25 protein-coding genes and 1 tRNA gene are annotated in these 25601 nt (G+C 66.4%); 16 read left to right on the top strand and 10 right to left on the bottom strand.

Annotated features, from left to right (window positions below; translation table 11 throughout):
* Positions 1–67: 67 nt before the first annotated feature.
* From F4036_05175 to F4036_05160, 4 genes are all read right to left on the bottom strand, one after another.
* A complete protein-coding gene (locus F4036_05175; protein MYK37135.1) occupies positions 68–505 on the bottom strand; it encodes a type II toxin-antitoxin system VapC family toxin in 438 nt (145 codons plus the stop codon).
* The gene (locus tag F4036_05170) at positions 502–771 is read right to left on the bottom strand and encodes a DUF2191 domain-containing protein (GenBank protein MYK37134.1); all 270 of its coding nucleotides are present in this window, start codon (positions 769–771) and stop codon (positions 502–504) included. The genes F4036_05175 and F4036_05170 overlap by 4 nt, the downstream gene beginning before the upstream one ends.
* An 82-nt stretch (positions 772–853) precedes the next feature.
* A complete protein-coding gene (locus tag F4036_05165) occupies positions 854–2206 on the bottom strand; it encodes an MFS transporter (GenBank protein MYK37133.1) in 1353 nt (450 codons plus the stop codon).
* A 24-nt stretch (positions 2207–2230) separates the two neighbouring features.
* On the bottom strand, positions 2231–3301 hold the full coding sequence (locus F4036_05160; protein MYK37132.1) for a VOC family protein: 1071 nt from the start codon (positions 3299–3301) through the stop codon (positions 2231–2233).
* Positions 3302–3374: 73 nt separating this feature from the next.
* Here F4036_05160 and F4036_05155 point away from each other — a divergent pair, with 73 nt between their 5' ends.
* Both F4036_05155 and F4036_05150 read left to right on the top strand, forming a co-directional pair.
* Positions 3375–4223, top strand: a complete 849-nt coding sequence (locus F4036_05155) for an alpha/beta hydrolase (GenBank protein MYK37131.1) — start codon at positions 3375–3377, stop codon at positions 4221–4223.
* A gap of 16 nt (positions 4224–4239) precedes the next feature.
* Positions 4240–5400 carry an FAD-dependent oxidoreductase gene (locus F4036_05150; GenBank protein MYK37130.1) on the top strand — a complete coding sequence of 387 codons (1161 nt, stop codon included), beginning with the start codon at positions 4240–4242 and terminating at the stop codon, positions 5398–5400.
* On the opposite strand, the gene F4036_05145 is transcribed toward F4036_05150, so the two are convergent.
* Both F4036_05145 and F4036_05140 read right to left on the bottom strand, forming a co-directional pair.
* Positions 5397–5771, bottom strand: coding sequence for a cytochrome c (locus tag F4036_05145; protein MYK37129.1), 375 nt, complete (start codon positions 5769–5771; stop codon positions 5397–5399). The two genes, F4036_05150 and F4036_05145, sit on opposite strands and share 4 nt — an antisense overlap.
* On the bottom strand, positions 5768–7759 hold the full coding sequence (locus F4036_05140) for a thiamine pyrophosphate-binding protein (GenBank protein ID MYK37128.1): 1992 nt from the start codon (positions 7757–7759) through the stop codon (positions 5768–5770). The genes F4036_05145 and F4036_05140 overlap by 4 nt, the downstream gene beginning before the upstream one ends.
* A 196-nt stretch (positions 7760–7955) precedes the next feature.
* Here F4036_05140 and F4036_05135 point away from each other — a divergent pair, with 196 nt between their 5' ends.
* The gene (locus F4036_05135) at positions 7956–8825 is read left to right on the top strand and encodes a taurine dioxygenase (GenBank protein MYK37127.1); all 870 of its coding nucleotides are present in this window, start codon (positions 7956–7958) and stop codon (positions 8823–8825) included.
* Here F4036_05135 and F4036_05130 read toward each other — a convergent pair.
* Genes F4036_05130 through F4036_05120 form a run of 3 tightly spaced genes read right to left on the bottom strand, consistent with a single transcriptional unit; the run spans position 8803 to position 11937 of the window.
* Complete coding sequence (locus F4036_05130) at positions 8803–9642, bottom strand: alpha/beta fold hydrolase (GenBank protein MYK37126.1); 840 nt, start codon at positions 9640–9642, stop codon at positions 8803–8805. The two genes, F4036_05135 and F4036_05130, sit on opposite strands and share 23 nt — an antisense overlap.
* 10 nt (positions 9643–9652) lie before the next feature.
* Positions 9653–11062: an MmgE/PrpD family protein gene (locus F4036_05125; protein ID MYK37125.1), complete on the bottom strand. Its 1410-nt coding sequence runs from the start codon at positions 11060–11062 to the stop codon at positions 9653–9655.
* Positions 11011–11937, bottom strand: a complete 927-nt coding sequence (locus F4036_05120) for a hypothetical protein (GenBank protein MYK37124.1) — start codon at positions 11935–11937, stop codon at positions 11011–11013. Before F4036_05120 ends, F4036_05125 begins: the two co-directional genes overlap by 52 nt.
* A gap of 30 nt (positions 11938–11967) precedes the next feature.
* Between F4036_05120 and F4036_05115 the strand changes: the two genes are divergently transcribed.
* A complete protein-coding gene (locus F4036_05115) occupies positions 11968–12861 on the top strand; it encodes an NAD(P)H-binding protein (GenBank protein ID MYK37123.1) in 894 nt (297 codons plus the stop codon).
* 9 nt (positions 12862–12870) lie between these two features.
* On the opposite strand, the gene F4036_05110 is transcribed toward F4036_05115, so the two are convergent.
* The gene (locus F4036_05110) at positions 12871–13455 is read right to left on the bottom strand and encodes a hypothetical protein (GenBank protein MYK37122.1); all 585 of its coding nucleotides are present in this window, start codon (positions 13453–13455) and stop codon (positions 12871–12873) included.
* A gap of 154 nt (positions 13456–13609) precedes the next feature.
* Between F4036_05110 and F4036_05105 the strand changes: the two genes are divergently transcribed.
* The 12 genes from F4036_05105 to F4036_05050 all read left to right on the top strand — a co-directional run bounded on the left by F4036_05105 (position 13610) and on the right by F4036_05050 (position 25415).
* Entirely contained in the window at positions 13610–14230 is a 621-nt protein-coding gene (locus tag F4036_05105) for a hypothetical protein (protein MYK37121.1), read from the top strand.
* 136 nt (positions 14231–14366) lie between these two features.
* Positions 14367–14439 (top strand) — tRNA-Ile (locus tag F4036_05100).
* A 67-nt stretch (positions 14440–14506) separates the two neighbouring features.
* Positions 14507–15988 (top strand): FMN-binding glutamate synthase family protein, encoded by a 1482-nt coding sequence (locus F4036_05095; protein MYK37120.1) that lies wholly within the window; start codon positions 14507–14509, stop codon positions 15986–15988.
* 9 nt (positions 15989–15997) lie between these two features.
* Entirely contained in the window at positions 15998–16510 is a 513-nt protein-coding gene (locus tag F4036_05090) for a tetratricopeptide repeat protein (GenBank protein MYK37119.1), read from the top strand.
* Between the two features lie 55 nt (positions 16511–16565).
* On the top strand, positions 16566–17870 hold the full coding sequence (locus F4036_05085) for an ABC transporter substrate-binding protein (protein MYK37118.1): 1305 nt from the start codon (positions 16566–16568) through the stop codon (positions 17868–17870).
* Between the two features lies 1 nt (position 17871).
* On the top strand, positions 17872–18609 hold the full coding sequence (locus F4036_05080; protein MYK37117.1) for a hypothetical protein: 738 nt from the start codon (positions 17872–17874) through the stop codon (positions 18607–18609).
* Positions 18610–18611: 2 nt separating this feature from the next.
* On the top strand, positions 18612–19928 hold the full coding sequence (locus F4036_05075) for an OFA family MFS transporter (GenBank protein MYK37116.1): 1317 nt from the start codon (positions 18612–18614) through the stop codon (positions 19926–19928).
* Between the two features lie 141 nt (positions 19929–20069).
* On the top strand, positions 20070–22691 hold the full coding sequence (locus F4036_05070) for a TonB-dependent receptor plug domain-containing protein (GenBank protein MYK37115.1): 2622 nt from the start codon (positions 20070–20072) through the stop codon (positions 22689–22691).
* Between the two features lie 126 nt (positions 22692–22817).
* Positions 22818–23084: a hypothetical protein gene (locus tag F4036_05065; protein ID MYK37114.1), complete on the top strand. Its 267-nt coding sequence runs from the start codon at positions 22818–22820 to the stop codon at positions 23082–23084.
* 37 nt (positions 23085–23121) lie between these two features.
* A complete protein-coding gene (locus F4036_05060) occupies positions 23122–23436 on the top strand; it encodes a 2Fe-2S iron-sulfur cluster binding domain-containing protein (protein MYK37113.1) in 315 nt (104 codons plus the stop codon).
* Positions 23437–23472: 36 nt separating this feature from the next.
* Entirely contained in the window at positions 23473–24624 is a 1152-nt protein-coding gene (locus F4036_05055) for an acyl-CoA dehydrogenase (GenBank protein MYK37112.1), read from the top strand.
* Positions 24624–25415 carry a hypothetical protein gene (locus F4036_05050; GenBank protein MYK37111.1) on the top strand — a complete coding sequence of 264 codons (792 nt, stop codon included), beginning with the start codon at positions 24624–24626 and terminating at the stop codon, positions 25413–25415. The genes F4036_05055 and F4036_05050 overlap by 1 nt, the downstream gene beginning before the upstream one ends.
* Positions 25416–25601: the final 186 nt, after the last annotated feature.

Genomic DNA, 25601 nt, shown 5'->3' with positions numbered 1-25601 from the left:
GTCTCCGTGCGCGGGCGCTGCGGCCAGGCCAGGTGTTGTTTTGTTCGCTTTTCCGCCGGGCCCGCGATCAGGAGATTTCGCCAAGCGGATTGACGTGATCCAGCCCGGCAAACCGCTGATAGTCGTGATCGGCGGAGTAGATCGGGGCGCCCCGCTCGATTGCCATCGCGGCAAGGTGCAAGTCTGAAGTCAGGTTGCCGGCCGTTCCGGTCGCATGCAGCAAATGTCGCAGTATCGGCCAGTGGCCGGGTCCGGGAGTAACCGGCTCGACGAAGGGTTGCTTAAGCCAACTCTCGACAAACCCCACGGCCTTTTCCACGGTAAGCGGATTGGCGAGGATGCCGGGACGGGTCGTGATCCGCAGGAACGCCAGCAGGCAAACCCATGGCAGCCCCACGGATCCGTCCCCGGAGAGGACCTGTTCGAACCAATCACGCGCGGCCTTGTGCTGATGCGCGTCGCTGTTCACGGCATAAATCAGCAGGTTGGCGTCAACAAGGATCATTTCCGCATTTGCAGTTTGCGGGCAATCTCTTCGTCTTCAATCCGATCCGCCAGACGCAGGGCCTTGTCGATGTTGTACGGCCCCACCACTTCCCCGAGTGAAGCCGGCCGCAAGCGATAGGACTTCGGCGCCGGAACGTCTGCGCTGCCGGTAATGCCGGCGCGCAGCGATTCGTTGACGACCGACTTGAAGGACTTGCCGGTGCGATAGGCAATTTCCTTCAGCCTGCTGGCGATTTCATCGTCGATGGTGAGGGTGGTTCTCATCTTGCGCTCCCGGATGAGTGTCGGAAGCATAATAGCATCATACAGGAAAGCATCAAAGCATAATCCTGATGCGCGCCCGCGGCTAGTGCTGGAGGTCTTGTTCGATGCTGCGGGACGCGAGGTAGAACAGGGCGGCCGAGCCGACGCTGCATGTGACGGACACGATCAGCAGCGACACGCCCAGCGAATTGGCGCCCAGCGAACCCGCGAGCAAGTCGCTGGCCACGCCCACCGATTGCGGGCCGATAACGCCGGAGATCAGGTTGATGATCAGGATCATCAGGGCCGAGGCGACCGCCCGGGTGCGGACTTCCGCGACGCCCTGGATGGTGGCGAACAGCACCGGCCCCTGCATCACGCCCACGCAGGCCGGCACGATGAGCCACAGCAGCGCGGCCGTAGGGTCGGGGGCCAGGAGCACGAGGGCATAGAAGGGCGCGGCCAGGGCCTGGACGGCTGCGCAGAGATAGATGGGCGGCTTCGCTCCGTACTTCGCGAGCCGGCTGGCCAACAGCCCGCCCAGCAGGGTGCCGGCGGCGTGGGGCAGGGCCTTGGTGAAGGCCAGCCAGGTGCCGACGGCGGCGACTTCCAGTCCGTGGGTGCGGGTGTAGAAGGACGGCAGCCAGGCCAGCAGCGCGGTGCTGACCATGCCGTACAGGCTGCCGCCCAGGACCATGTAGCGGAACGTGCCTTTTGACCACAGGCTGCGGAATGCCGGGTACATCCGCGGCGCCTTCTCCGCAACCTCGAGGCCTTCGCTGTGCCCGCGCGGCGGATCGCGCAGGGTCAGATAAACCACCAGCGCGATCAGGACGCCCGGGGCGCCGAAGGCCACCAGCGTGACGCGCCAGCCATAGGCGTCGGTGATCCAGCCGCCGATCAGGAAGGCCACGAACACGCCCACGGACGAGCCCAGGCCGAGCACGGCCATCGCCATGGCGCGCTCCTTGGGAGAGAAATAGTCGGATATCAGAGAATGTGACGGCGGCGTGCAGCCCGCCTCGCCGATACCCACGAGCACCCGGAAGACCGCCAGTTGCGCGAACGACCGGGCCAGTCCGCACAGGCAGGTCATCAGGCTCCACAGCGCCAGCGCCGCGGCGATGATCCTGCGGCGCGACCGGCGGTCGGCGAGGCTGGCGATGGGAACGCCGAGCAGCGCGTAGAAGACCGTGAACGCGGCGCCGGTGATGAACCCGATCTGGGTGTCGCTCAGCGCCAGGTCGATCTTGATCTGCGGCAGCAGAATGCCGATCACGTAGCGATCGGCGTAGTTGAGCGTCATTACGATCAGCAGCAGACCGAGAACATAGCGCCGGTATCCGCACGAGGCGGAGAACCCGTCCCCGGGAGCGAGGGCGTCCCTGGGGGCGAGGGCGTCCCTGGGGGCGAGGGCGTCCCGCCCTCGGGGAAGGCGAGACGCTGCGAGGGTCATGCCCTCGCTCCCGGCGTGGGACGCTCAGGCAATGACTTCGATCAGTTCGCCGACGGCGCCGCGCAGCGTGAAACCTTCGGGTTCGGGGTTGCCGGGGATCGGCAGCGCGCCTTCGCCCACGGGCTCGATGCCGTTCGCTTCGCACATTTCGCGGATCCGGGACGGGTCGCTGACGCGCATCGTCATCATCGCAAGGCCGGTCCGGTCCAGCGAAGTGGGGTAAAGCGTTCCGGAGGCCGCCTTGAACTCCCAGACTTCGATGCTGACTCCGGCGCCCACGTTGCCCCAGAGGAAATAGCTGTCGTGCGGCGCCCCGATCAGCTCGTTGGTGTTGCGCTGGAAGCACTCCATCTGGGAGGTGCGCCTGAGCCCGAGCGCCTGCTCGTAAAACGCGTCCACCGGGCGCTGGTCGAGGCTGGTGATCGCCGCATTGGCGAACCCGGAATGCAGTTTCGGCAGCGTCCACTCGGCCCGGTCGCCGCGCACGTCGGCGGTAATGAACATCTGTTCTCCACCCGGACCGAAAGCCGCGTAGCTCATCACGTCCACGTCGCGGCCCCAGGTCGAGTTGCGGAAAAAGTAGTAGCGCGGCGGAGAGATTACCGGCGTGTTCGCCGACGCAAGGCGATGGTAGGACTCGGCCGGATCGCGGGTTACGCCCTCCATGACGAGCAGGCCGGGGTCCCAGGGGCCGGAATCGGGCCGCGGACGGTTGGCCGCAGCCCCCTGCGGCGCTTCGAGCACCCGGACCTGCGCGCTGATCGAGGGTTCGGGCATTTGCAGGACCGCGTAGCGCCTGCCGGCCTGTCCGGCGCCGGGCGCCGTCGTGACGTCGGCCGGCAGCGTGCCCTCGTCGGCGAGTTCCATTTCGATCACTTCTGTGTAGAAGCGGATGCTGGCGTCCACGTCCGGCGAAACCGTCGTGAATACGACGATCTTTGCCTCCAGCGGGTTCGATTCGTCCAGCGGCGTCAGAAGGGAACCCTGCTGGACTTGCGGCTTCGCCTGGGCCGCCCGCCCGCTGGACGACGTGCCCGCGAGAATGCCGGCGGAGACCGCCATTGCGGATGCCTGCAGCACATCGCGTCTATTCATGTAACTCTCCCCCGGGAAGCGATCAAGGACTGCGAATGTATCATCTCGCGCGATCAGCTTCGCAGGAGCGGCGATGGCGCGGCGCACCGATTTCTTCATTCCCGGGCCGGTGGGGAAGCTGTCGGCGAGAAGCACAGGCCTCGATAAGCGGCCCTCCAACGTGGTGGTGCTGGTGCAGGGGGCGAACCTGACCGGACAGGCCGGCTTCGATTTCAGTTTTCCGGGCGGCGAGGACTATTCGCTGATGGACGCGCTGGCCGCTCGCAGCCTGGGCGCCGTGACCTTTGCGCTGCGCGGATACGGGCAGTCCGACGCTCCCGATGATCCGCTGACCGTTGATACCGACGCGGCGATCGAGGACCTGGCCAGCGTCATGGACTGGCTGGCGGCCGAGGGCCACCCGCGGCCGCACCTGCTGGGCTGGTCCTGGGGCGGGCGCATCGTGGCCCGCTACGGCGAGCAGAACCCCGGCCGCGTCGCCCGCATGGTCCTGCTCGATCCTGCGCTGGGCGGCGGCAACCTGATTCCGTTCGAGCCGGAAGAGCCCTGGTGGCGCGGGGGCTGGGACTACTTCTTCGAACGTGAAGCGCAGTACGGGTCGGAAGACATGCGACGCGCGCTGGCGGATTACGCGGTCGAGCACGAGCCGCGTTCGCCCAACGGCATCCGGCGCGAGAACGCGCGCGGCAGCATCGCGGCCGACCCGGAGGCGCTGGCCTGTCCTGTGTTGATGATCTACGGCAGCGGCGCGGGCAAGGCCGCGTACATGCACGGCGGAATACAGCGGGCCGAGTACTTCGAGAGGCTGCCGGCCGAGGACAAGGCCCTGGTCCTGGTGCCGGGCGGCGGGGACTACGCGCATCTGCAGCCGGCCCGGCACAGGATCCACGAGGCGATCGCCGGCTTCCTGCTGAAGGGCTAGGCGCGGCCCGGGCGTGATGAAGGCCGGGCACGTCCTCATTGTGGGCGGCGGGATCGGGGGCCTGACGTGCGCGCTGGCCCTGACCCGCGCCGGGCATTCCGTGCGGCTCTACGAGCAGGCCCCGGCGTTCGGAGAAATCGGCGCGGGCATCATGCTGACGCCCAACGCAACGCGGGTGCTGCGCCATCTCGGTCTGGGCGCGGCCCTGGATCGAACCGGCATGCGTCCGCCCGCTTCCCGCTACCGGCGTTTCGACGACGCGGCGCTGATGGGCGACGCGCCATTGGCTCACGGCATGGAATCGACCTACGGCGCTCCCTGGCTGCACATCCACCGCAGCGATCTGCTGGACGCGCTGCTCGCCGCCGTGAAGGACCAGGGCGGCACGGACCTTTACGCCGCACACCGGGCGACGGGCTGCGCGCAGGACGGCGCAGGCGCCACTGTGCGATTCGACAACGGCGCCTCGGCGGAGGGCAGTCTGCTGGTGGCGTGCGACGGTGTGCATTCGACGATGCGGGCGCAGCTTGTCGAACATACCCAGCCGCGGTTCCGCGGGCAGGTCGCGTGGCGCGCGCTGGCGCCCGCCTTGGGTTTGCCGGAACGCGCAACCGACAAAGCGTCGGTCGTGTGGATCGGCGAGGACCGGCACATCGTGCAATACGTGCTGCGCGGAGGTTCGCTTGTCAACTACGTGGCCATCGCCGCGCAGCAGGAATGGGCGGAGGAGGGCTGGAACCGGCCCGCGCGGCTGGAAGAAGTGCAGGGAGAATTCGCCGGCTGGCATCCGGACGTGCAGTCCCTGCTGTCGGCAACCCCAGCGGACGCGCTTTACAAGTGGGGCCTGTTCGACCGCGACCCGCTGGAGCAATGGGTTTACGGGCGCATCGCGCTGCTGGGCGACGCGGCCCATCCCATGCTGCCCTTCATGGCGCAGGGCTCGGCCATGGCGATCGAGGACGCCGCGGTCCTGGCGCGCTGCATCGAGGCCTTCGACGACCTCGACGTGGCGCTCTCCCGCTACCAGGCGGTGCGGAGCGAACGCACGGCGCGCGTCATCCTGCAATCCAGGGCGCAGACGAACCTGTACCAGCGCCTGACCGGCGACAAGAAACGGCAGCGCGCCGCCAGCACCGAGTGGGTCTACGGATTCGACGCGACGAACTGCGCGATCTAGTCGAAGTCCAGTTCGGGAATCTCTTCCAGCGGCGGCGGTTCCGGAATGGAGCGCACATAGGCATAGATCAGCCGGAGCTGCTCGTCGCTGAGCACCTTCGGCGAATAGGCCGGCATCAGGTTCGTGAACCGGACCAGCCGCGCGAATGCTTCAAAGGGCAAAAGTGTCGGAGCGAGCCGGACGCCGGCCACGCCTCCCTGTCCTTCATAGCCGTGGCACTGCCAGCACTGCTGGCTGATATACAGCGCAAGGCCTTGCTGGACATCGCCGCCCGGCTCGTCGGACCACGCAAGCGCGGAACCCAGCGTCCACAGCACCAGCACCGGGACGGCAAGGCCCCGCGGCCGGGGAATCCGCGAACGCGCGCTCATCTCGGCTGACAGCGAACGTCCACGAACGCCGGCTCTCCGCTGTCGACGACCTCCGCGGCGCGGGCCAAAGCCGGGCCCAGATCGGCCGGATCCAGAATCGGCCCTTCGGCCCACACGCCCGTGGCGCGGGCAATGCCGGCCAGGTCGATGTCGGGATTGCGCAATTCGTTTCCCACCCGCCAACTGCTTTCGATTCCGCGCTGACGCCGCGCCGCCATGCGCTGCAGGTGCATGTATTCCTGGTGATAGCCCTGGTTGTTGTGGGTCACCGTCAGCAGCGGAATGCCGTGATGGGCGGCGGTCCAGAACGCGCCCGGCGTGTACATCATGTCGCCGTCCTTCTGCACGTTGACCGCGAACCGGCCTTCGGGGCGGTGGGCCAGCGCCGCGCCGACCGCCGCCGGAGCGCCGTAGCCGAGACCGGCGCCGCCCGAACGGCCGATGTACTGGTAGTGCCTTTCGATGGGCCACAGCCGCCGGGCCCAGCGGCTCTGTGCGCCGTCGTCCGAGACCAGCGCCCAGTCCCGGTCCTTGACCACCTGCCACAGTTCGGCGTAGAGGCGGGCGGTGCTTACCGGAATCGCGTTCCAGCCGTAGCGCGCGTCGTCCAGGGCCTGGCCGCGGGCGAGCGAATGGGTCTCCCGCCAGCGGGCTTCCCTCGCCTCGTTGCTTGCGCGCCGCGCAGGCGTCATCCCCGAGAGCACGGCCTCGGTCAGCAGCGGCAACGTGGCCTGCGCGTCCCCGGCGATGGAAAGGTCCGACGGATAGAAACGCTGGAAACTCTGGTAGTTGGACTTCGTGAACAGCTCGCCGGACCCGATGCTGATCACGCGGGCGTCCGGCCGCGCCTTGCGCACGCTGTCCCGGTGGACCCGGTCGCGCACGGTATTGATCACGCCCCAGACGTCGAAGAGCTCCAGCCCGAGCACGACGTCGGCCTGGGCCACCGCAACCGCTCCCTGCGAGAGATGGTGCGTGTTGGGGAAATTCATGCGCCCGAACTGGTTGATCACCGGAGCCTGCAGGGCTTCGGCCAGCGCGACGAGCCGCTCCACGCCCTCCTGGTCACGGGCCATCAGGTCCGCCACGATCACCGGCGATTCCGCTTCCAGCAGCCAGCGTGCCGCCTCGGCGACCGCGGCCTCGTCGCCGGTGGGCGGCCGGTTAAGGGGAACGGCGATTGGACCGAGGTCCCGATCGCCTGCCTCGGCCTCCTGCAGATGCCCGTCCAGCACCACTGCCACGGGCCCCGCCGGCGGCGTCATCGCGATCTTCAGGCCGCGGGCCATGGATTCGGCGTAGTGCTGCAGGGAAAGCGGCATGTCGTCCCACTTGATGTAGTCCCGTATGACCCGAACGCAGTCCTGCGCGGAATGCGACCACTCCACGCCCGCCCGCCGCTCCGTCGCCTCCAGGTGGTTGCCCGCGAGCAGCATCATCGGCGCCCGGTCGCACCAGGCGTTGTAGACCGCCATGGAAGCGTGCTGCAGTCCCACGGTGCCGTGGCAGAGCACGCCCATGGGCTTTCCGCCGACCTTGTAGTAGCCATGGGCCATGGCCGCCGCCTGTTCCTCGTGCACGCAGGTCAGCAGTTCGGGCGACTGGTTGCCGCCGTAATTGACGATGGATTCCTGCAGTCCGCGGAAGCTGGAACCCGGATTGGTGGCGATGTATTCCAGGCCTAGCCGCCGGATGACATCCAGCATGAAATCGGAACCCGGATTGCTGACGAAATACTCGCGCGCCTGTCCGGCGCTGTAGCCGTCCGGTATTTCCGATTCCATCGCCTCCTGGGCGGCCGTGGGCGGCAGTGCGCCGGGCGGCTGCGCATCGCCGGTCGCCTGTCGTGCCGACGCCGTGCCGGCGGCCCCGGCTCCCGCCGCGGCCAGTCCGGCCGCCACTGCCGACGAAACGAATTCCCTGCGGTTGACGGGCGCCGGTTCCTCCCGGTCTGATGGGGCTGAATGCGGCTGCTTGTCGGGCTTCACGTGTCCTCCCCGGCATCACGCTGAAGGAATTCCATGATACGGCCCGCGGCTACGGTTGGCACTGCCGTAGCCCTGCAGGCGTCCCCTTCTTCCAGGAGCGTTGGAGCAGGGACAGCGAGAATCGAGCCAGGATGGCGTCTCCGGGAAGAAGGGGACGCCTGCAGGGCGGGATAGACGCGCGGCTACCATATCGAGAATGCCGAAACGCTTTTCCAATGCGCGAACAACCCGTGACGGCGCCGGCCCGGCACTCGACATCAGGCCCTACGCGCCCGCGCTCGGCGCCGAAGTCAGGGGCGTCGATCTCGCGGACGGCCTCGATCCCGCAACCTACGAGCGGGTTCGCGCGGCCCTGCTCGCGCACCAGGTGCTGTTCTTCAAGGACCAGACGGAGATTGCCCCGCGAACCCAGATCGAAATCGGCAGGATGTTCGGCGAGCTGCACATGCACCCCGCCGCCCCACAGATGGCGGGCTTTCCCGAGATCTTCGAAATCTACGTGAGCAGGGACTCGAAGATCGCCAACGGCGAATTCTGGCACTCCGACGTGTCCTGCGACGAAGTGCCGCCGCTCGGCACGATCCTGCAACTGCACATCCTCCCGCCGGTGGGCGGCGACACGCTTTTCGCCAATATGTACGCGGCCTATGACGCTCTATCGGAGCCGATGAAGCGGATGCTCGAGGGACTGAGCGCCCTGCACGAATCCGAGCACGTTTACCGCGAGCGCTACTCCGATCGGGGCGTGGACGACACCGGCAAGGAATATCCAAGCGCGACTCACCCGGTCGTCCGTACGCACCCGGAAACCGGCCGAAAGGCGCTGTACGTAAACCGCACGTTCACGACCCGGATCAACGAACTCGAAGCGGCCGAGAGCGAAGCGCTGCTTGGATTTCTCTTCGATCACTGCGAAGGCATCGACTTTCAGATCAGGTATCGCTGGGAGCGCAACGACGTCGCATTCTGGGACAACCGCTGCGCGATGCACCGGGCGATCTGGGACTACCGGCCCGAACGGCGCAAGGGGCGGCGCGTCACGATCAAGGGCGACCGGCCGACGTGAACGCAGGGGCGGCCTGAAGGAATTTCCTGACCAGGGCCGCCGTGGCTTCCGGTTGTTCGATCACGAGGTAGTGGCCGCTGTCGGGCACCGTGACGAGTTCGCAGCCGGGAATCATGTGCCGGATCCTGGAGAAGCCGATTCCGCTGTCGGCCGGGGTGAAGGGCGTCATGTTGTCCTCTTCCCCCGCGATCAGGAGCGTGGGCGCGCGGACCCTGCGGGCCCAGGGACTCAGATCCACCTCCTCCAGCATTTTCGTGCCGCGCACAAAGGCCTCGGGGTCGGTCCGGCTGAACGCCTCGCGCATCGAGGCCAGCTGGGCTTCGCACTCCTCCCGCTCGTAGAACGCCCTTCCGAAGCCGGCCACGGCGGTCAGGTCGGAAACGGCCGCCATGCCGCTGTCGCGCGCGGCCCTTCGCCAGGTGGAGCGCATCACGCGGGCCGCATTGTCGTAGCGGGCCACAAAGCAGCTCAGCACCAGCCGGTCGACCGAGCGCGGATGGTTCGCGGCCAGGACCAGGGCCACCATGGCGCCGAACGACGTGCCGTGTACGTGCACCGGCGCAAGTTCCAGCGCGTCGATGAAATCACGGACCTGTTCGGCAATGCCTTCCAGTCCGCCTTCCCTGGGCTCGCCGGTGCTCTTCCCGTAACCGGGCAGGTCGAAATCGATGACCTCGAAGTCGGCCGAGACGAATGGCGTCAGGCGCTCGAAATTGCGGTGGCCGAACGCCGATCCGTGGATGTGAAGCACCGGAACGCCGCCACCGACGCGCCGGTACCAGATGGTCTCTCCGTGGGAAAGTGAAAGGGTCGTCATGGCGAGCGGTTCAGGTCAGTCGGCAAAGCGCCATCATGCCATCGGTGCCGGGGGCGGATTCCAGGTCCCACACCGCGGCCAGGATTTCATCGGCCCGGCCCGCGGGCAATACGCGGTCGGCCGCGGCGCGAAAGATCGCGGCCAGTTCCTCGTCGCTCATCCGCCGGCTTGGGCTGCCGAGGAACGCATCCACCGAGGTTGACTCGGTCGTTCCGTCGGTGAACTCGACTTCCATCGAGCAGCCGTCGAAACTCTCGCGGGTCTCGTCGCGCACGAGTTCCACTCGCGAGCGCAGCGCCAGGATATCGGGATCGGTGTAGGCGGCCTCGCGCATCTCGTCCAGCGTGAAGCGGCCTCGCCGCCAGGCCGCCGCGACGCAGAAACAGAGGTCGAAGCGCGCCGTGAGTTCGCTGTGCGGATCGCCGAAGCGCTCCATGCGTTCGTCGCAGATGTCCACGACGATGGGCTCGACCAGGATGCGCACCCTGGCGACTTCCCGGCCTTTCGTCCTCGGCAGCAACGCAAGCGCGCATTCGATGGGGGCGTGGGTGATGGTTTCGGTGGGCACCGACTTGTAGCTCTGGCCGTGGATGCACCAGGGTTTTCCGAGCGAGTCCAGGATTTCCCCGATCTTCTCCGCCGGTTCGTCCGAGTACGACTCACGCATTCCCTTGTCGCCCTCGAAGGCGGTCGCGGGGGCGTCCATGCCGCGTCCGGCCAGTTCGGCCGCGGTCAGACCCGACATGGCCGTGGCGCCGGTGATGTAGGACAGCGTCATGCTCCCCACCGACTCGTAGGTGCCGAACGCCGTGCACATGGCGATGGCCAGCGCGTTGCGCATGCGCTCGCCGTCCAGTCCCGCCAGCAGGGAGCAGGCGGCGGCCGCGCCCACTCCGCCCGTCAGTCCCGCCGGCACGAAGCCGCGGTAGTAGCCTGTGGGCATCAGCATGCGGGCGCAGGCCAGTTCCACTTCGATGCCCAGCGCCAGCGCGTCCACCATCTCACGGCCGCTGTTGCCGCCGGACTGGGCGGCCGCCAGCGCCGCGGGCAGGACCGCGGACGTGGCGTGCATGTAGCAGGGAATGTAGGTGTCGTGAAAATCCAGCACCTCGAACAGGGCGCCGTTCACCATCGCCGCGCGGGCCGGTTCGAGGCGGGTCCCCAGCCACAGCGCCTGCGCTTTTCCGTAGCCGCCGGTTGCGCCGCCCCAGTCGTTGAGTATGCGGACCACTTCGTGATCGGTCGCGCCCACCGAAGCCTTGAGCTGATTCAGCAACAGGCGTTTCGCCTCGTGGCGGACGTCACCCGGGACGCCGTCTCGGGCATGTTCCTGCGCAAACGCCACCAGCCGCTCGGCCACCGTGGGGTTCACGCGTCCTCTCCGGACGCGCCGTCGCGCGCCACCGCGCCGTACATCCATTCCAGCAGGCCGGGTTCGGTCTGGTTTTCCGCGTCCAGCGCCCGTATGGCCCGATGGGCGGCATATCCGCGCAGCCCGACGAGGGTCGGCCGGCCGGCGTACACGCTCGTGTAACAGGCCGCGATCGGATAGGCATGAATCGTGCGGATCGGGCCTGCCCGGTCGACTTCCACCCGGTCGCCAAGCAGCTCCCGGCCCACCTCACGCTCGCTCAGCACGATTTCAACCGTGGCCTGGTATTGCTGTTCCACCGGATGCGTCCTGATCGGATAACCGGCCCTGCGCTCGGCCTCCATGTCCGGGACTTCGAAAAGGCTCATGCGCACCCGAAGCACCCCATCGAACTCCGACCAGCTCCGGGCCAGGGTCCGGACGCATTCCCGAAACGAGGATTCGTCAGCGCGCCGGCGCATGAACAGCGCGTAAGACGGCCTGGCCGGCGGGCCCTGGGGCGTGGCGTCGGCCGTGCGGTCCACCAGCGTGAGGGCGTTCGACCCCACGGCGCGATAGGTCGTGCTCCTGTCAACGATGAGATCGATGTCGCCGAGCAGGTGGGGCTTCACTTCGGGCGGCGGTGTGGCGTCGAAAGCCGCCAGGCCGGCCTCGTCCAGGTAGCGGACGTCCGAATTCCACATGAGTTGCTCGCCGGGAGTGCATTCCAGCTCGACGCCTCCGACCGCGCCGAACAGCGCGGGATCGACCTCGTCGTACTGGTAGTGCCGGTAGTCGTAGATTCCGGCACGGCGTGAAATGGCGGGACTGTGGACGTCCCGCCAGTAGCGGCGCACCCAGGAAAGCGGCAGTTCCGGCTTCTTCCAGCCGCAGGTGACGCGGGCAAGGCCGGCCCGGTTTTCAATGTCGGTCAGGATGCTCATTCCTTGCGATGCTGCGACCGTGTTTATAACATGTACCGTGCGATTTCCTGCAGTCAGACGGAACCTCCTCATATGACCATTCTCGTAGCCGGCGCGACCGGCAATGTCGGCCGCCCGACGGTGGCGGCCCTGCTTTCCTCGGGTGAAACGGTGCGCGCGCTGAGCCGCTCGGAAGACAAGCTCGGCGACCTTCCGCAAGGCGCGGAAGGGGCCGTGGCGGATCTGGAAACGGGCAGCGGCCTGGATGCGGCTTTCGACGGCGTGGACCGGTTTTTCCTGATCACCGCCAACGGCGAAACGGAGACGCAGCGCGGCTTGAACGCCGTCAACGCGGCGAAGGCGGCCGGCGTCGGGAGAATCGTCTACCTGTCGGTGCACAACCCGGACCAGGAACCCCCGATTCCGCACAGCCGCAGCAAACTGCCCATCGAGGCGGCGATCAGGGAAAGCGGCGCGGAGTACACGATCCTGCGCCCGAGTTACTTCAACCAGACCGATCTGTCGGTGGTGCGCGTCGTCAAGGACTTCGGCGTCTATCCGATGCCCATCGGGACGATCGGCCAGAACCGCGTTGACACCCGCGATATCGCCGACTGCGCGGTGCGCGCATTGACGGAAGACGGGCACAACGGGGCGGAATACGACCTGCACGGCCCGGACACGATCAGCGGCCCCGGCGCCGCTGCCGTCTACGCCAGGCACTTCGGGCGCGAGGTCTTCTACGGCGGCGACGACGTGGAGAAATGGGGCGAGTCGGTCAAGGCCTTCCTCGCGCCCTGGTTGCTGGAATCGCTCAAGAAGATGTTCCTGGCCCAGCAGGCACATGGCCCCGCGGCCAGCGAAGCCGAGGTGGCCGCGTCACAGGAGGCGGTCGGCCATTCCCTGCGCAGCTTCGACGCTTTCGTGGCCGAACTGGCCGGGTAGCCGGGACCGCTAGCGCTCCTGAAACTGCGTCCGCCCGCCCGGCCAGGGCGGATCGCAGAATGGGCTGCGCCCGTAGTCGAGGGCGTACGCGTCGTGGACATATAACGCGCCGCAGTAATCGCACTCGGTGATCACGAGTTCGTGCGTCTCCCCCAGGGCGCGAAGCAGGGTGGCGGCGAGTTCCAGCGACATTTCTCCGCCGGGCATCATGCGGCGGTGCATTTCGTAGGCGTCGCACAGGCGGCGCCCCTGCGACAGCAGGCTCAGCGTGCTCGGCACCATGCAGCGGGCCGGGCCGTCGGGCACGAGCAGTCCGGCGTGCATGAACAGCGAAACCAGCACGGTCGATTCGCAATGCCGGTGGCGGGTCTTGAAGAAATGGGCCACGCGGCTGGGCGGCCGGCCCCGCTTGCGCCGGGGCAGCCTGTTCTTGCCGTGCTCGGCCACGTAGCTGACATAAGCCTTTCGTATGCGGTCGCTCGAAAGGCCCGTGTACCGCCCGATTGTGCTCGTACGGGCCTGCAGGCCGAGCATGCGGATGGCCAGATGGAAACGGTCCAGTTCGCCGTCATAACGGCTTTGCGTGACGCGCATGGGGCAGGCTTTCTACCGAATTCCAACTGCGAATGCAATCGAAAAATTGGGCAATTAGGCCACTTTTTCGGGGTTGATCGCGAACGCGGTGTTTGTCTGAATAGTAAAGGAAAGAAAAACAACGACAATATGTCGAACCCGCAAGGAGTAACGAATGGCAGACGAATCAGAAGAACGAAAGCGACTGGAAGAGATCTTCGAAATCAACCGTCGCTTTGTCGATTTGATTGCTCGACTTGACCGCGACAAAGCCGGAAGCAGGTATGGGCTGCCCGACAAGTTGTGCGCCGAAATAAGGGCATTGACGGATTCGCAGCGCGATCTGGTGGCCAGCGTTCCGCTGCTGCTGGTTACCGTTACCCGCGGCGCCGTCGAGAAGGCGGAGACGGTGCGCGACAGCGGCGAGGGAGAGGACCGGGGCATGCGCGGGAACGTGGCCGCCGAGCAGGTGTTCGGCGCGGCGCTGATGACCTGGCTCACCCAGGACGCCCAGCAGAAGCACACGCTCTCGTCGCTCTGGCTGGGCGCCGCAGGCCAGGAAGGAGAGCCCGTGCGCGATCTGAATTTCGGCGACATTCAGGGTCTGGCTCCCCACTCGGGAAGCATTCTGAAGGCCCGGTTTGCCGATCGGCCCAAGGTGTGGAGCGAACTGCTGGAGGCGGCGCGATCCGATGATCCGCAGCGCCAGCATCTCGCCCGGCTGGCCGTGCTTCCCTACTCTTATCCCATCAGGGGTAACACCGGCCCCGGCGCCTGGCGCAAACGCCGGCGCTGAACGTCGGGGGGAGGGCGTCTCGCCCTCCACGAAGGCGGGACGCCTTCGCACCCAGCGCTTCTCGCAACACCGGATCCGGAGTGCCAGGGCCGGCCCGGCGAAAATAGCCGGAGCGGCTATACTTCGGGCCTTCGGAGGGCCTGTAGCTCAGTGGTAAGAGCAGGTGGCTCATAACCACTTGGTCGCAGGTTCGAATCCTGCCAGGCCCACTGTGTGCCGTCGGACAGCACACCAGGCCGCCCCTTCCGTGACCGGGTGGCCGCATGGGGGTTGAGCATGATGGAATTCGTTGATCAAGCCGTCGAACTCCTGACGCGCCTGTTTCTGCTTGCGGTCGGGACCACGCTGCTGGTGCTGTTGGTGCTGCTGATCGTGGACCTTGCGCAGACCGCCAACGCCGTTCGCCGAAATTACCCGGTCATCGGCCGTTTCCGCCGGATTTTCGAGGTCATGGGCGAGTTCATGCGGCAGTACATGTTCGCGATGGACCGGGAGGAAATGCCGTTCAACCGGGCCCAGCGCAACTGGGTCGGCCGTGCTTCCAGCGCCGGCTCCATGACCGTGCCATTCGGTTCAACCCGCGAAACGCGCTGGCCGGGCACGGCCATCTTCGCCAACGCGCCCTTCGGCCTGCTGGAAGAGGAGTGCCGCGACACCTCGAAGGTGACGGTGGGCGCAGACGGTCCCAACCCCTACACGACCAACCGCATCTTTCACGTTTCCGGAATGAGTTTCGGGGCCATATCCAGGCCGGCGGTCACGGCGCTGGGGAAGGGCGCGGCGATGGCCGGATGCTGGATCAACACCGGCGAGGGTGGGCTTTCGCCCTGGCACCTGGAGGCCGGCAATGACGTCGTGTTTCAGTTCGGCACGGCCAAGAACGGCGTGCGCACGCCCGACGGCGCGCTCAGCGAGGAGCGTCTCCGGGAAGTCGGCTCGAACCCGCAGGTGAGGATGATCGAGATCAAGCTGAGCCAGGGCGCCAAACCCGGCAAGGGCGGGATGCTGCCGGGCGCGAAGGTGACCGGGGAGATCGCCCGCATCCGCGGCATCCGTGCCGGCGAGGACGCGATAAGTCCGAACCGCCATCGCGACGTGAGCAACAACGGGGAACTGCTGGACATGATCGCCAGGGTGCGGGACGTGGGCGGCAAACCCACCGGCTACAAGGCCGTGATCGGGAGCCCTCGGTGGCTGGACGAACTGTTCGAACTGATCAACCGGCGCGGGGCGGACGCGGCGCCCGATTTCATTACCGTCGACTCCGGCGACGGCGGCACGGGCGCGGCCCCGATGCCGCTGATGGACAACGTGGGCATGGTCTTGAGGGAGAGCCTGATCATGCTGGTGGACGCGCTCGAGCGCCACGGCCTTCGCGAACGCGTGCGGGTGGTGGCCAGCGGCAAGCTGATCACGCCCACGGAGGTGGCCTGGGCATTGTGCGCCGGGGCGGACTTTGCGGTGTCCGCCAGGGGCTTCATGTTCGCACTGGGCTGCATACAGGCGATGCGCTGCAACAAGAACACCTGTCCCACCGGCATCACCACCCACAACCGGCGGCTGCAACGCGGTCTCGATCCGCCCACCAAGGCGGTGAGCGTGGCCAATTACCAGCGCCGGATCGAGCAGGAACTGAAGATCATCGCGCACTCCTGCGGGGTCGCCGAGCCGCGGCTGCTGCGCCGCGATCATTGCCGGATCGTCCAGCCGGACGGCCGCAGCCGGCCGTTGTCGGAAATTTACCCGCAGGCAGCGTAAGATATACGTATGTCGATATCGATACGCACATGCTTCGTCTGCCTGATAGGCGCGATGCTTCTTGCATCGGCATCGGCGCCGGCGGCGGCCCAGAGTTCCCTTTCGCAGTCTGTTTTCGGGGCCGACCCGAAACTTTCCGATGGGGCCCTGGCGCTGCGCCTGGGCGACTACGAGGAGGGTATCCGCTTGACGCTGGAAGGATTGCGGGCGCCGGCGGGCGCGGCCCACAGCATTCGCACGCGGTCTTCCGCGCACAACAACCTTTGCGCGGGCTACGTGATGGGCGGCAATTTCCGCGAGGCGCTGGAGCACTGCAACGAGTCCCTGAGGCTCAAGCCGAACAACTGGCATGCGTACTCCAATCGCGCCGTGCTGTATGCCCTGACCGGAAACCTGAACAAGGCGGCCGAGGATATACAGCACGGCAAGCGCATCAACCCCGATGCAAAGCGGCTCAGGGAAGCGGAGGAATTCCTCAATGTGCGCCTGGCGGCTCGCGACCGGACCGTGAAGCAGACTTGATGTTTCCCAGGCGGAAACCGGGAGTTTCCTGACAGCGCAGTCGCCGGATTCGCTCATGCTGACGAGAAAGGAGCTTATCCGTTACGGATTGGCGGCCGCTGTGCTGGCGCCGTGGGGAAGGACGCTCGGCGGGACCGCGAGCCGTTTCCTTCAGGCGGACTCCGACCCGGCGGCAACCGGCTCGGGCGGCCCGCCGTACTCCGGCGAGATCGTGCTCGGCGTATCGGCCGCGTTTTCCGGCCCTTCCCGGGGACTGGGCACCGAACTCTATCGTGGCGCAAGCGCTTATTTCAGCCGTATCAACGAGGCCGGCGGCATCAATGGCCGCAGGATCGTGCTGAAGATGTACGACGACGGTTACCAGCCCGACCCCTGCGTGGAAAATACGATGAAGCTGATGCTGGAGGACCAGGTCTTCCTGCTGTTCGGCTACGTGGGCACGCCCACCGTCACGCGCGTGCTGCCGCTGCTGAAGAAATTCCAGGACGAGAACATCTTCATGTTCTTTCCGTTCACCGGCGCCCAGCCACAGAGGCAGCCGCCGTACGGCGATTTCGCCTTCAATCTGAGGGCGTCCTACGCGCAGGAAACCGCGGGCCTGGTCAACAACTTCGTGAGCATCGGCAAGGAGCGCATCGCCGTCTTCTACCAGGCGGACGCCTACGGCCGCAGCGGCTGGGCCGGCGTCAGGGCGGCCCTGGCCCCGCACGGCCTGCGCATCGCCGGCGAGGCCACCTACAGCCGCGGCGCGCCGTACACGGGCACGATGCGCCGCCAGGTCGAAATCCTCAAGTCGGCCTCGCCGGACGCGGTGGTCTGCATCGGGGCCTACGCGGCCTGCGCCGCGTTCGCGCGCGACGCCGTCGACCTGGGTCTCGAGGTTCCCATCGCCAACCTGTCCTTCGTGGGCAGCGAGAACATGCTCAAGTTGCTGACCGAGGAGCGCGAGGACAGCGAGCCCTACACCCGCCTGCTGGTCAACTCCCAGGTCGTTCCGAGTTACGAGGACCTGTCGCTGCCCTCCGTGCGCGAATACCGCGATCTCATGGCCCGCTACGATCCGCAGATTCCGCCGGAACTGGTCAAGGAGGAGTACGCGCCCTTCCCGCACAGTTTCGGCAGCCTGGAGGGCTTCCTCAACGCCAAACTCCTGGCGGAAATACTCCGCCGGCTGGACGGCGAGGTCGATCGGGCAAGGCTGGAAGAAGCGGTGTTTTCGGTGCGGGACTTCGATCTCGGGGTCGGCGAGGCGGTTTCTTTCGGCCCGGACCGCCGCCAGGGACTGCAAACCGTTTACTACACGGTCGTCGAGGACGGCCGTTTCGTGGCCTTGGAGGATTGGCAAGCCAAATTTGCATGACATGAAAATCGAGAAACTATTCCGGCGCACGCGATTCGGCATATTCGCCATTTTCGGCGTGATCGTTTTTTCGACGTCCGCCCTCTGCGTCTATACGGTCAATACGCAGTTATCGGCCGAGTACGAGATCAACAGCAGGAACATCGCCAAGACCGTGGCGGACTCCAGCGTGGACATTCTCCTGAACCGCGACATGGCCACCCTGCAGTCGCTGGTGGACCAGTTCATCGAAATTCAGGGGATCCGTTACATCTACATCACCAGCGAAACCGGCGAATACCTTGCGCATACCTTTGTGCCGGGCATTCCCAACGCCATTCTTGAAAGCGACCACCGCAGCACCGAACCCGTGGAGCGGGAGATTCCGGGAATGGGCTATTTCGTGGAAGTCGGCAGCCCGATCCTGGCCGGGGTGGCCGGGACCGTTCATGTGGGCATGGACCTGGACGTGGTGGCGCTGAAGATCCAGCGGGCCATCGGGCAGCAGATTTATCTTGTTGCCGGGATCCTGGTGTTCGGTGTGCTGGCCGCGATCTGGCTCGTAAACCTGGCGGCGCGGCCACTCGGCGAGTTGCTGGCCTATGCGGTGGATCTCGCCAGGGATGAGGACGAAGGCGCGGTGTCGGACAGGGAAATACTCGCCCGTGACGATGAAGCGGGCCACCTGGCCCGCCTGTTCCTGTACGTGGCCCGGAACGGGCCCAAACCCGAGTCCCTTAAGGCCGCGCCGCTGGCGTAGAAATGAAAACCATACGCTTGCCGCGGACCGTCATCGCGCTCTTCTGCACGACGCTGCAGGTGTGCCTGGGCACGGTCTACGCCTGGAGCTTCTTTCAGACGATCCTTGTAAGGCAATCGGGTTGGACGTTTACCCAGTCCGCATGGGCATTCAGCATCACGATCTTTACGCTCGGCGTCTCGGCGGCATGGGCCGGGCAGGCGCTGCCGCGGCTGGGGCCGAGGCGGCTGGCCCTTCTGGGCAGCGCACTGTTCTCCGTCGGATACCTGATCGGCGGCCTCGCGCTGTACCTGGACTGGATTCCGCTGTTCTACCTGGGCTACGGGGTGATCGGCGGCGCGGGCATCGGGATGGGATACGTGACACCGGTCGCCACCGTCGCGAAATGGTTCCCCGACCGCAAGGGATTGGTGACGGGCATTGTGGTGATGGGATTCGGAGTGGGCGCCTTCCTGCTGAGCAAGGGCCTGGCGCCCCTGCTCGTATTGCAGGCGGGCGAGGACCTTTCGCTGGTGTTTGTCTGGCTGGGCGTGATTTTCGCCTGCGTACTGATTCCCTGCAGTCTCTTCCTGAGCAATCCCCCGGAAACGGAGCCGGCGCCCGGGACTCCGTCCGCGCCGCAGGCATCCGCCGCCGGCGGGCCGGAGTCGGTGTGGCCGTACATCAGGTCCCCGGCTTTCGTCATTCTCTGGATCGTTTTCTTCTTCAATATCGCCGCGGGCATTTCCGTGATCAGTTTCCAGTCGGAGTTGCTGCAGGAGGTCTGGGGACTGTCCGATCCTTCGCTCGAACCGGCAATTCTTGCCGAATACGGCGCAACGCTGATTGCCGTGAGTTCCCTGTGCAACGGCGTGGGACGCCTGTTCTGGGGATTGCTGTCCGACCGCATCGGACGGGTGGCCGTGTTCCGGATCCTGCTGGCCAGCCAGATGGTGGTGTTCGGCATCCTGATGACCGAAACCAATCCCATCGTGTTTTCCGCGCTGGTCTGTTACGTGCTGCTGTGTTTCGGCGGCGGGTTCGCCACCATGCCGTCGTTCGTGCTGGACGTTTTCGGTCCGAAGAAGATGTCCACCATCTACGGCGCCGTCCTCACGGCCTGGGCGGCGGCCGGCATTGCCGGGCCGGTGTACGTGGGCTACCTGAAGGACGTGTATCCTGACCGGGCCGTGCTCTACTGCTTCCTGATCGGCGTAATGATGCTGGGGGCCGGCTTCGTGTTTTCCTACCTCCTGAGCGACAGCCGGATACGGCTGGGCCGCCCCACGATGGAGGCGACGCTGCGCGAGTACGGCATCCCGCAAACCGCCGCTTCCTAGTCCCGGGAGCGAAGGCGTCTCGCCTTCGCGGAGGGCGGGACGCCCTCCCGCCCAGGGGGACGCCGCGAGGGACATGCCCTCGTTCCCGGTTATCCCGGCGTCTGGTACGATGCGCCGGCGAATGAATGCGGGGGCAGCGCAATGAATACCTGTATACGCAAGGTTCTCCTTGCATCGGCGGTTTGTTTTTTTGGCGCGGCCGGGGCTGCCGCTCAGGAACCGGCGTCCGGCGGGCAGGAGGCTACGACGCCCGTCCTCGAGGAAATTGTCGTGGTCGGGACCCGGCGAAAGGACGCGAACCTGGAAAACGTGCCGGTTCCCGTCGACGTGGTATCGGGCGAGGACCTGATGAACCAGGGCGCAACCGATCTTGACGATCTGCTGCGAAACACGACGCTTTCCTACAATGTGCAGCGGCACGGCATCGACGACGAAGCGACCCTGGTGCGGCCCGCCACCTTGCGCGGCCTGCCGCCCGACTCGGCGCTGGTCCTGGTGAACGAGAAGCGCCGCCACCGCTCCGGGGTGATCGCGTTTCTGGGCAGTTCGCTCAATTCCGGCTCGCAGGGCCCGGACCTGTTCGTGATCCCGGCCATCGCGATCGACCGCGTCGAGATTCTGCGCGACGGCGCCTCGGCCCAGTACGGGTCCGACGCGATTGCCGGCGTGATCAATTTTCAGCTCAGGAACAGTTCGGAAGGCGGAATGCTGGAGGCGCGCTACGGCGAGTACTATGAGGGCGACGGCGGATTGACGCAGGTGGCGGGCAACGTCGGGCTGCCGCTGGGCGGCGCCGGTTTCCTCAATCTGAGCGCCGAGTACAAGACGCTGGACCCGACGGTCCGGGCGGTCCAGCGGGCCAACGCCTCGGCGCTGGCGGCGCAGGGCTACCCGGTTGCCGAGCCGGCTCAGATCTGGGGCAACCCGGTCATCGACGATGCGATCACCACGTTCTACAACATGGCTGCCGAATTGCCGTCCGGGATCGATCTCTACTCCTTCGGCAACTATTCGACGCGCACGTCGGAAGGCGGCTTCTTCTTCCGCGCTCCCGGCGGAAGCGCGGCGCGCAATGGCGTCTTCCGCACCGGCACGCGGCGCCTGGTCGCGGACCTGAACCCCGATGACGCGATCGATTGCCAGGCGACGGTCCCGGGGCTGGAGGCCGACTTCAGCGCCGTAAGCGCGTTCGTGCAATCCACGCGGGGCGCCTGTTTTCTCTTCAACGAGCGTTTCCCCGGCGGGTTTACGCCCCGTTTCGGGGCCGACATCAGCGACTTCAGCCTTACCGGGGGGTTGCGCGGCGAGTTCCTGAACGGCCTGAGCTGGGATCTCAGCGTTTCAAGCGCCGAGAGCCAGGTCGCGTTCTTCATGCGCAACACGATCAACGCGTCGCTGGGGCCCGAGACGCCCACCGACTTCAAGCCGCGCGAATACATACAGAACGAGACCAATGTGAACCTGGATGCCGTTTATCCGCTCGAGGTCGGCGCGTTCCATTCGCCGCTGAACGTGGCCGCGGGTCTGGAGTGGCGCAACGAGGAATTCGAAACGGTGGCCGGCGATCCGGACTCGTACCGGGTAGGGCCCTACGCCGACGGCCGCATCGCCGGTTCCTTCAGCATCGGTTCGAACGGATTCCAGGGTCTGAATCCGCGCAATGCGGGCAAGTGGGACCGCCCGAACTACGCGGCCTACGTCGATCTGGAGGCCGACCTGACGGCCAACCTGACCATGGGCTTTGCGCTGCGTTACGAGGACTTCTACGACGATTTCGGCACCACGATCAACGGCAAGCTTTCGGCCTTGTGGCGAGCGTCCGCCGATCTCGCCCTGCGCGCGACGGCCAGTACGGGTTTTCGCGCGCCGTCACCGGGGCAGGCCAATGTTGCAGTGCTTTCAACGACCTTCAGCGGTCTCGGAGGATTGCAGGAAGTCGGCAAGGTGCCGCCCACGAATCCCGTGGCCCGGGCGCTGGGCGGCGAACCGCTGAAGGAGGAGACCTCGGTCGGCTTTTCGGTGGGACTGACTTACGATTTCTCCGCCGCCGCCCGCATCAGGGCCGACTTCTTCCGCATCGAAATCGCCGACCGCATTTCGCCGACCGGCGACATCCGGATTACCGACCAGATCGCGTTCCTGCTGGAGCAAAGCGGCCTGGCGGCGGGAAGCGAGGTCACGACCATCAACTTCCTGACCAACGATTTCGGCACCACGACCACCGGCCTGGACGTGTCCCTGAACTACGCTTTCGCGGCCTTCGGCGGAAGCAGCGAACTGACGCTGGCGTGGAACTGGACCCGGACCGAGCTGGACGACTTCTCGCCTCCATTCACGGTCAGCGAAGTCCTCGGGACACGGCTGGACGAAGTCCAGACCGTCAGCCTCCTGTCGATGCGCCGCCGTACCGAGCTTGAGGACATGAACCCCGCGCACCGCGTCGCGGCCACCTGGGACCACGCCTGGGGCGCCTGGCGCCTGCTGGCCCGCGGCAGCTACTTTGCCGGATGGGACGCCTGCCGTTTCCAGAGCGCAGGCTGCGGCAGCCTCGATTCCTGGGGCGGCGATTTTCTGGTGGATGCGGAGCTGAGCTATGACTTCGCCGGCGGATACACGGCCAGCGCAGGGGTGCAGAACCTGTTCGATACTTCGCCCGGCGCCGTTGAGGGCGAGTCGTCGGGCCAGGGAAACGCACAGCCCGAGAGTTCCCCTTACGACTACAACGGCGGGTTCGTTTACTTCCGCGTGAGTTACCGTTTCTGACGCCGTCGGTGTACCATATGGCGGCCTCGTAAGCGTAGTACGGGTAAGCGCATGAGTACCGATAATCTGCTGCCGGACGACTACTTCACCGGCGAAGAAGAGTATCCCGAAGGTTTCCAGGAAGCGATTGACGCCGTCATAAACGGCGGCAACAGGCTGCTGGAATCCAACGACGAGCCGGACGCCTGGGACGTGGCCTCGGGCCTGCTGGCGGGCGCGGTCCATTTCTGGCTGTTTTCGCGCCAGCCCTGCAGCGATCCGCTGTGCGAGTCCTGCGCCTCGGTATCGACCGCCGAGCAGCGGCTGGCCCGCCTCATGGAGGAGGTCAAGCAGCATTGCGAGGAGAGCGAGTACTTCCACACGCCGCTGGATCGTAACGCCGGCACGGCCTGAGCCGGGGCCCGTCAGGGGACAGCACACTGGATCGGCAATGGCGCGGATTTACGTAACCGACCGGATGGGCGAATCCCTGGTCGTGGAAGGCCATACCGGCGCCAGCGTCATGGAGACCCTGCGCGAGCTCGACAACGGGGTCGAGGCGCTGTGCGGCGGCATGTGCTCCTGCGCGACCTGCCACTGCTACATCGATTCCACCTGGCGGTCCAGGTTGCCGCCCCGGTCGCCGGAAGAGGAAGAGCTGTTGTCGGAACTGGAGTACTTCTCGGAAAAATCGCGGCTGACCTGCCAGCTCAGGTTCTCCGAGGAGTTGGACGGCCTTACCCTCACCATCGCCCCCGAAGAATAAGGAGCTTCGCCGGCTTGCGCCGCGTCAACGCGCCATATGCGGGCTGATTTTTCTCCGCCGGAAATGCCCGAGGGGGCGGAGGCCCTGCGCGGGGAGGTGCGCGCGTTCCTCGCTGATGCCTTGCGGGACGTGCCGCTGAGCGAGCGGGCCCTCTCCTGGGACGCCTGCAACCCGGATTTCAGCCGCCGCATGGGCGAGGCCGGCTACATCGGCCTGGGTTTTCCGGAGGAGTACGGCGGCGGCGGACGCTCCCAGCTCGAGCGGTTCGTGGTGCTGGAGGAGTGCCTTGCCGCCGGCGCGCCGACCGGCTTTCACTGGTTCGCCGACCGGCAAAGCGGCCCGCTGATCCTGCGCTACGGCAGCGAGGAACTCAAGCGGAGAATCATCCCGCACATATGCCGCGGGGAACTGTGTTTCTGCATCGGCATGAGCGAGCCGGATTCGGGATCGGACCTGGCCTCGCTGCGCACCCGGGCGACGAGGACTGCGTCGGGCTGGCGGGTCAACGGAACGAAGATCTGGACCACCAACGCACACCGTGCGCACTACATGATCGCGCTGTTTCGCACCGGGGAGGGCCAGCGCCGGAACGAGGGGCTGTCGCAGTTCCTGGTGGATTTGCGCAACACGCCCGGCATACGCATCGCACCGATCCGGGACATTGCCGGCCGCGAACACTTCAACGAGGTTCATTTCGAGGACGCATTGCTGGCGGAAGACGCGTTGATCGGGGTCGAGAACGAGGGCTGGAAGCAGGTGACCGAGGAACTGGCCCTGGAGCGCTCCGGTCCCGAGCGCTATCTCTCCTGCCAGGCCTTGTTCAACGAGATGTTGCTCGTACTGGGCGAGCGCGAAGCCGGCGGTTCGGCTGCCGCGGCCGTGGGCCGTATCGTGGCGCAACTGGGCGCGCTGCGCGCCATGTCGCTGTCGGTTGCAGCGATGCTGGAGAGCGGCGAGTCGCCGGCCCTGGAAGCAGCCATGGTCAAGGACATGGGCACCCGTTTCGAGCAGTCGCTGCCGCGGCTGGCCCAGGAGATCGTCGATCTGCCGCCGGACGGCGGGGAGGAGGCGCATCCTTACCAGCAGGCGCTGCACCTGATGACGGTCCTGGCGCCGTCGTTCTCGCTGCGCGGGGGCAGCGGCGAAATCCTGCGCGGCATCATCGCGCGCGGCCTGGGGCTTCGGTGATGCGCGCCGACCCGCTGCTGGTGGAAACGGTGGAGCGTATGTTCGCCGAAAATCTGGCGCCCGAAGATCTCGCCGAGGCGCATGGCTCCGGCGGCGTCCGCTTCATGGAACTGGCGCTCGAGATGGGCCTGGACGCGGTGCTGGTGCCGCAGGAACAGGGGGGCTATGGCGGGGGGTGGCCGGACGCATTCGTCATCGCCGAGGCCTGCGGACGCTACGCAGCTCCGGGCGCATTGCCCGAAACCATGATCCGGCGCGGACTCGGCCATGGCGCCGAAGATGCCGCCGCCGGCGCGTCGCCGTTGCCGATGCCGGCAGGCGCGCTGCTCCGCTCGGCGCAGATGGCGGGCGCCGCGCAGGGACTGGTGGAGCGCACGGCCGCGTATTGTTCGGAGCGCACGCAGTTCGGGCGCCCGATTGCGAAGTTCCAGGCCGTGCAGCAGCAAATGGCCGAGCTCGCGGGCTACGCGGCCTGCATGCAGGCGGCGTCGCAGCAGGCCTTCGCGGCCGTACAGAAGCACGGCATGCCGGAGTCCGGGGAGAACCCGGCGTGGCTGGCGGTCGCCATCGCCAAGTGCCGCTGCTCGGAACTCGTGCATTCGGTTACGCAGATCGCGCATGGGGTGCATGGAGCGATCGGGTTTACCGAGGAGATGGGGTTGCAGTACTTCAGCCTGCCTCTATGGCGCTGGCGCGCCGAGTACGGCCGCGATACCGACTGGGCCGAGGCCATCGGCAGGCGCGCCATCTCCGCGGGCCCGAGCGCAACCTGGGCGGCCCTGACTCGCTAGACTCAACTGCTTCCTCGCTCGTCGTTCGCCCTCCTCCTCGTTGGAGACGCCATCCTGGCTCGTTTCTCGCTATCCCTGCTCCAACGCTCCCACGAGGAGGGGGGCGAACGACGAGCTTCAGCATGGGCGGTGGAAAGCTCCGCCCACCAGCGAATATAACGCTGGTGGCCCGTACAATTCGCGCCT

Source organism: Gammaproteobacteria bacterium, from assembly GCA_009845905.1.
GTDB lineage: Bacteria > Pseudomonadota > Gammaproteobacteria > Steroidobacterales > Foliamicaceae > Foliamicus.
Note: the sequence above shows the minus strand (reverse complement) of the source record. Positions and strands in the feature narration are given on the sequence as shown.

Bases quoted from the DNA above. Each gene is read 5' to 3' on its own strand.
- F4036_05165 (MYK37133.1), bottom strand. From the start codon at position 2,206: ATGACCCTCGCAGCGTCTCGCCTTCCCCGAGGGCGGGACGCCCTCGCC.
- F4036_05075 (MYK37116.1), top strand. From the start codon at position 18,612: ATGAAAACCATACGCTTGCCGCGGACCGTCATCGCGCTCTTCTGCACG.
- F4036_05145 (MYK37129.1), bottom strand. From the start codon at position 5,771: ATGAGCGCGCGTTCGCGGATTCCCCGGCCGCGGGGCCTTGCCGTCCCG.
- F4036_05175 (MYK37135.1), bottom strand. From the start codon at position 505: ATGATCCTTGTTGACGCCAACCTGCTGATTTATGCCGTGAACAGCGAC.
- F4036_05095 (MYK37120.1), top strand. From the start codon at position 14,507: ATGATGGAATTCGTTGATCAAGCCGTCGAACTCCTGACGCGCCTGTTT.
- F4036_05105 (MYK37121.1), top strand. From the start codon at position 13,610: ATGGCAGACGAATCAGAAGAACGAAAGCGACTGGAAGAGATCTTCGAA.
- F4036_05090 (MYK37119.1), top strand. From the start codon at position 15,998: ATGTCGATATCGATACGCACATGCTTCGTCTGCCTGATAGGCGCGATG.
- F4036_05055 (MYK37112.1), top strand. From the start codon at position 23,473: ATGCGGGCTGATTTTTCTCCGCCGGAAATGCCCGAGGGGGCGGAGGCC.
- F4036_05135 (MYK37127.1), top strand. From the start codon at position 7,956: ATGCCGAAACGCTTTTCCAATGCGCGAACAACCCGTGACGGCGCCGGC.
- F4036_05110 (MYK37122.1), bottom strand. From the start codon at position 13,455: ATGCGCGTCACGCAAAGCCGTTATGACGGCGAACTGGACCGTTTCCAT.
- F4036_05050 (MYK37111.1), top strand. From the start codon at position 24,624: ATGCGCGCCGACCCGCTGCTGGTGGAAACGGTGGAGCGTATGTTCGCC.
- F4036_05150 (MYK37130.1), top strand. From the start codon at position 4,240: ATGAAGGCCGGGCACGTCCTCATTGTGGGCGGCGGGATCGGGGGCCTG.
- F4036_05170 (MYK37134.1), bottom strand. From the start codon at position 771: ATGAGAACCACCCTCACCATCGACGATGAAATCGCCAGCAGGCTGAAG.
- F4036_05160 (MYK37132.1), bottom strand. From the start codon at position 3,301: ATGAATAGACGCGATGTGCTGCAGGCATCCGCAATGGCGGTCTCCGCC.
- F4036_05125 (MYK37125.1), bottom strand. From the start codon at position 11,062: ATGGATGTACGGCGCGGTGGCGCGCGACGGCGCGTCCGGAGAGGACGC.
- F4036_05120 (MYK37124.1), bottom strand. From the start codon at position 11,937: ATGAGCATCCTGACCGACATTGAAAACCGGGCCGGCCTTGCCCGCGTC.
- F4036_05115 (MYK37123.1), top strand. From the start codon at position 11,968: ATGTACCGTGCGATTTCCTGCAGTCAGACGGAACCTCCTCATATGACC.
- F4036_05130 (MYK37126.1), bottom strand. From the start codon at position 9,642: ATGACGACCCTTTCACTTTCCCACGGAGAGACCATCTGGTACCGGCGC.
- F4036_05060 (MYK37113.1), top strand. From the start codon at position 23,122: ATGGCGCGGATTTACGTAACCGACCGGATGGGCGAATCCCTGGTCGTG.
- F4036_05155 (MYK37131.1), top strand. From the start codon at position 3,375: ATGGCGCGGCGCACCGATTTCTTCATTCCCGGGCCGGTGGGGAAGCTG.
- F4036_05085 (MYK37118.1), top strand. From the start codon at position 16,566: ATGCTGACGAGAAAGGAGCTTATCCGTTACGGATTGGCGGCCGCTGTG.
- F4036_05070 (MYK37115.1), top strand. From the start codon at position 20,070: ATGAATACCTGTATACGCAAGGTTCTCCTTGCATCGGCGGTTTGTTTT.
- F4036_05080 (MYK37117.1), top strand. From the start codon at position 17,872: ATGAAAATCGAGAAACTATTCCGGCGCACGCGATTCGGCATATTCGCC.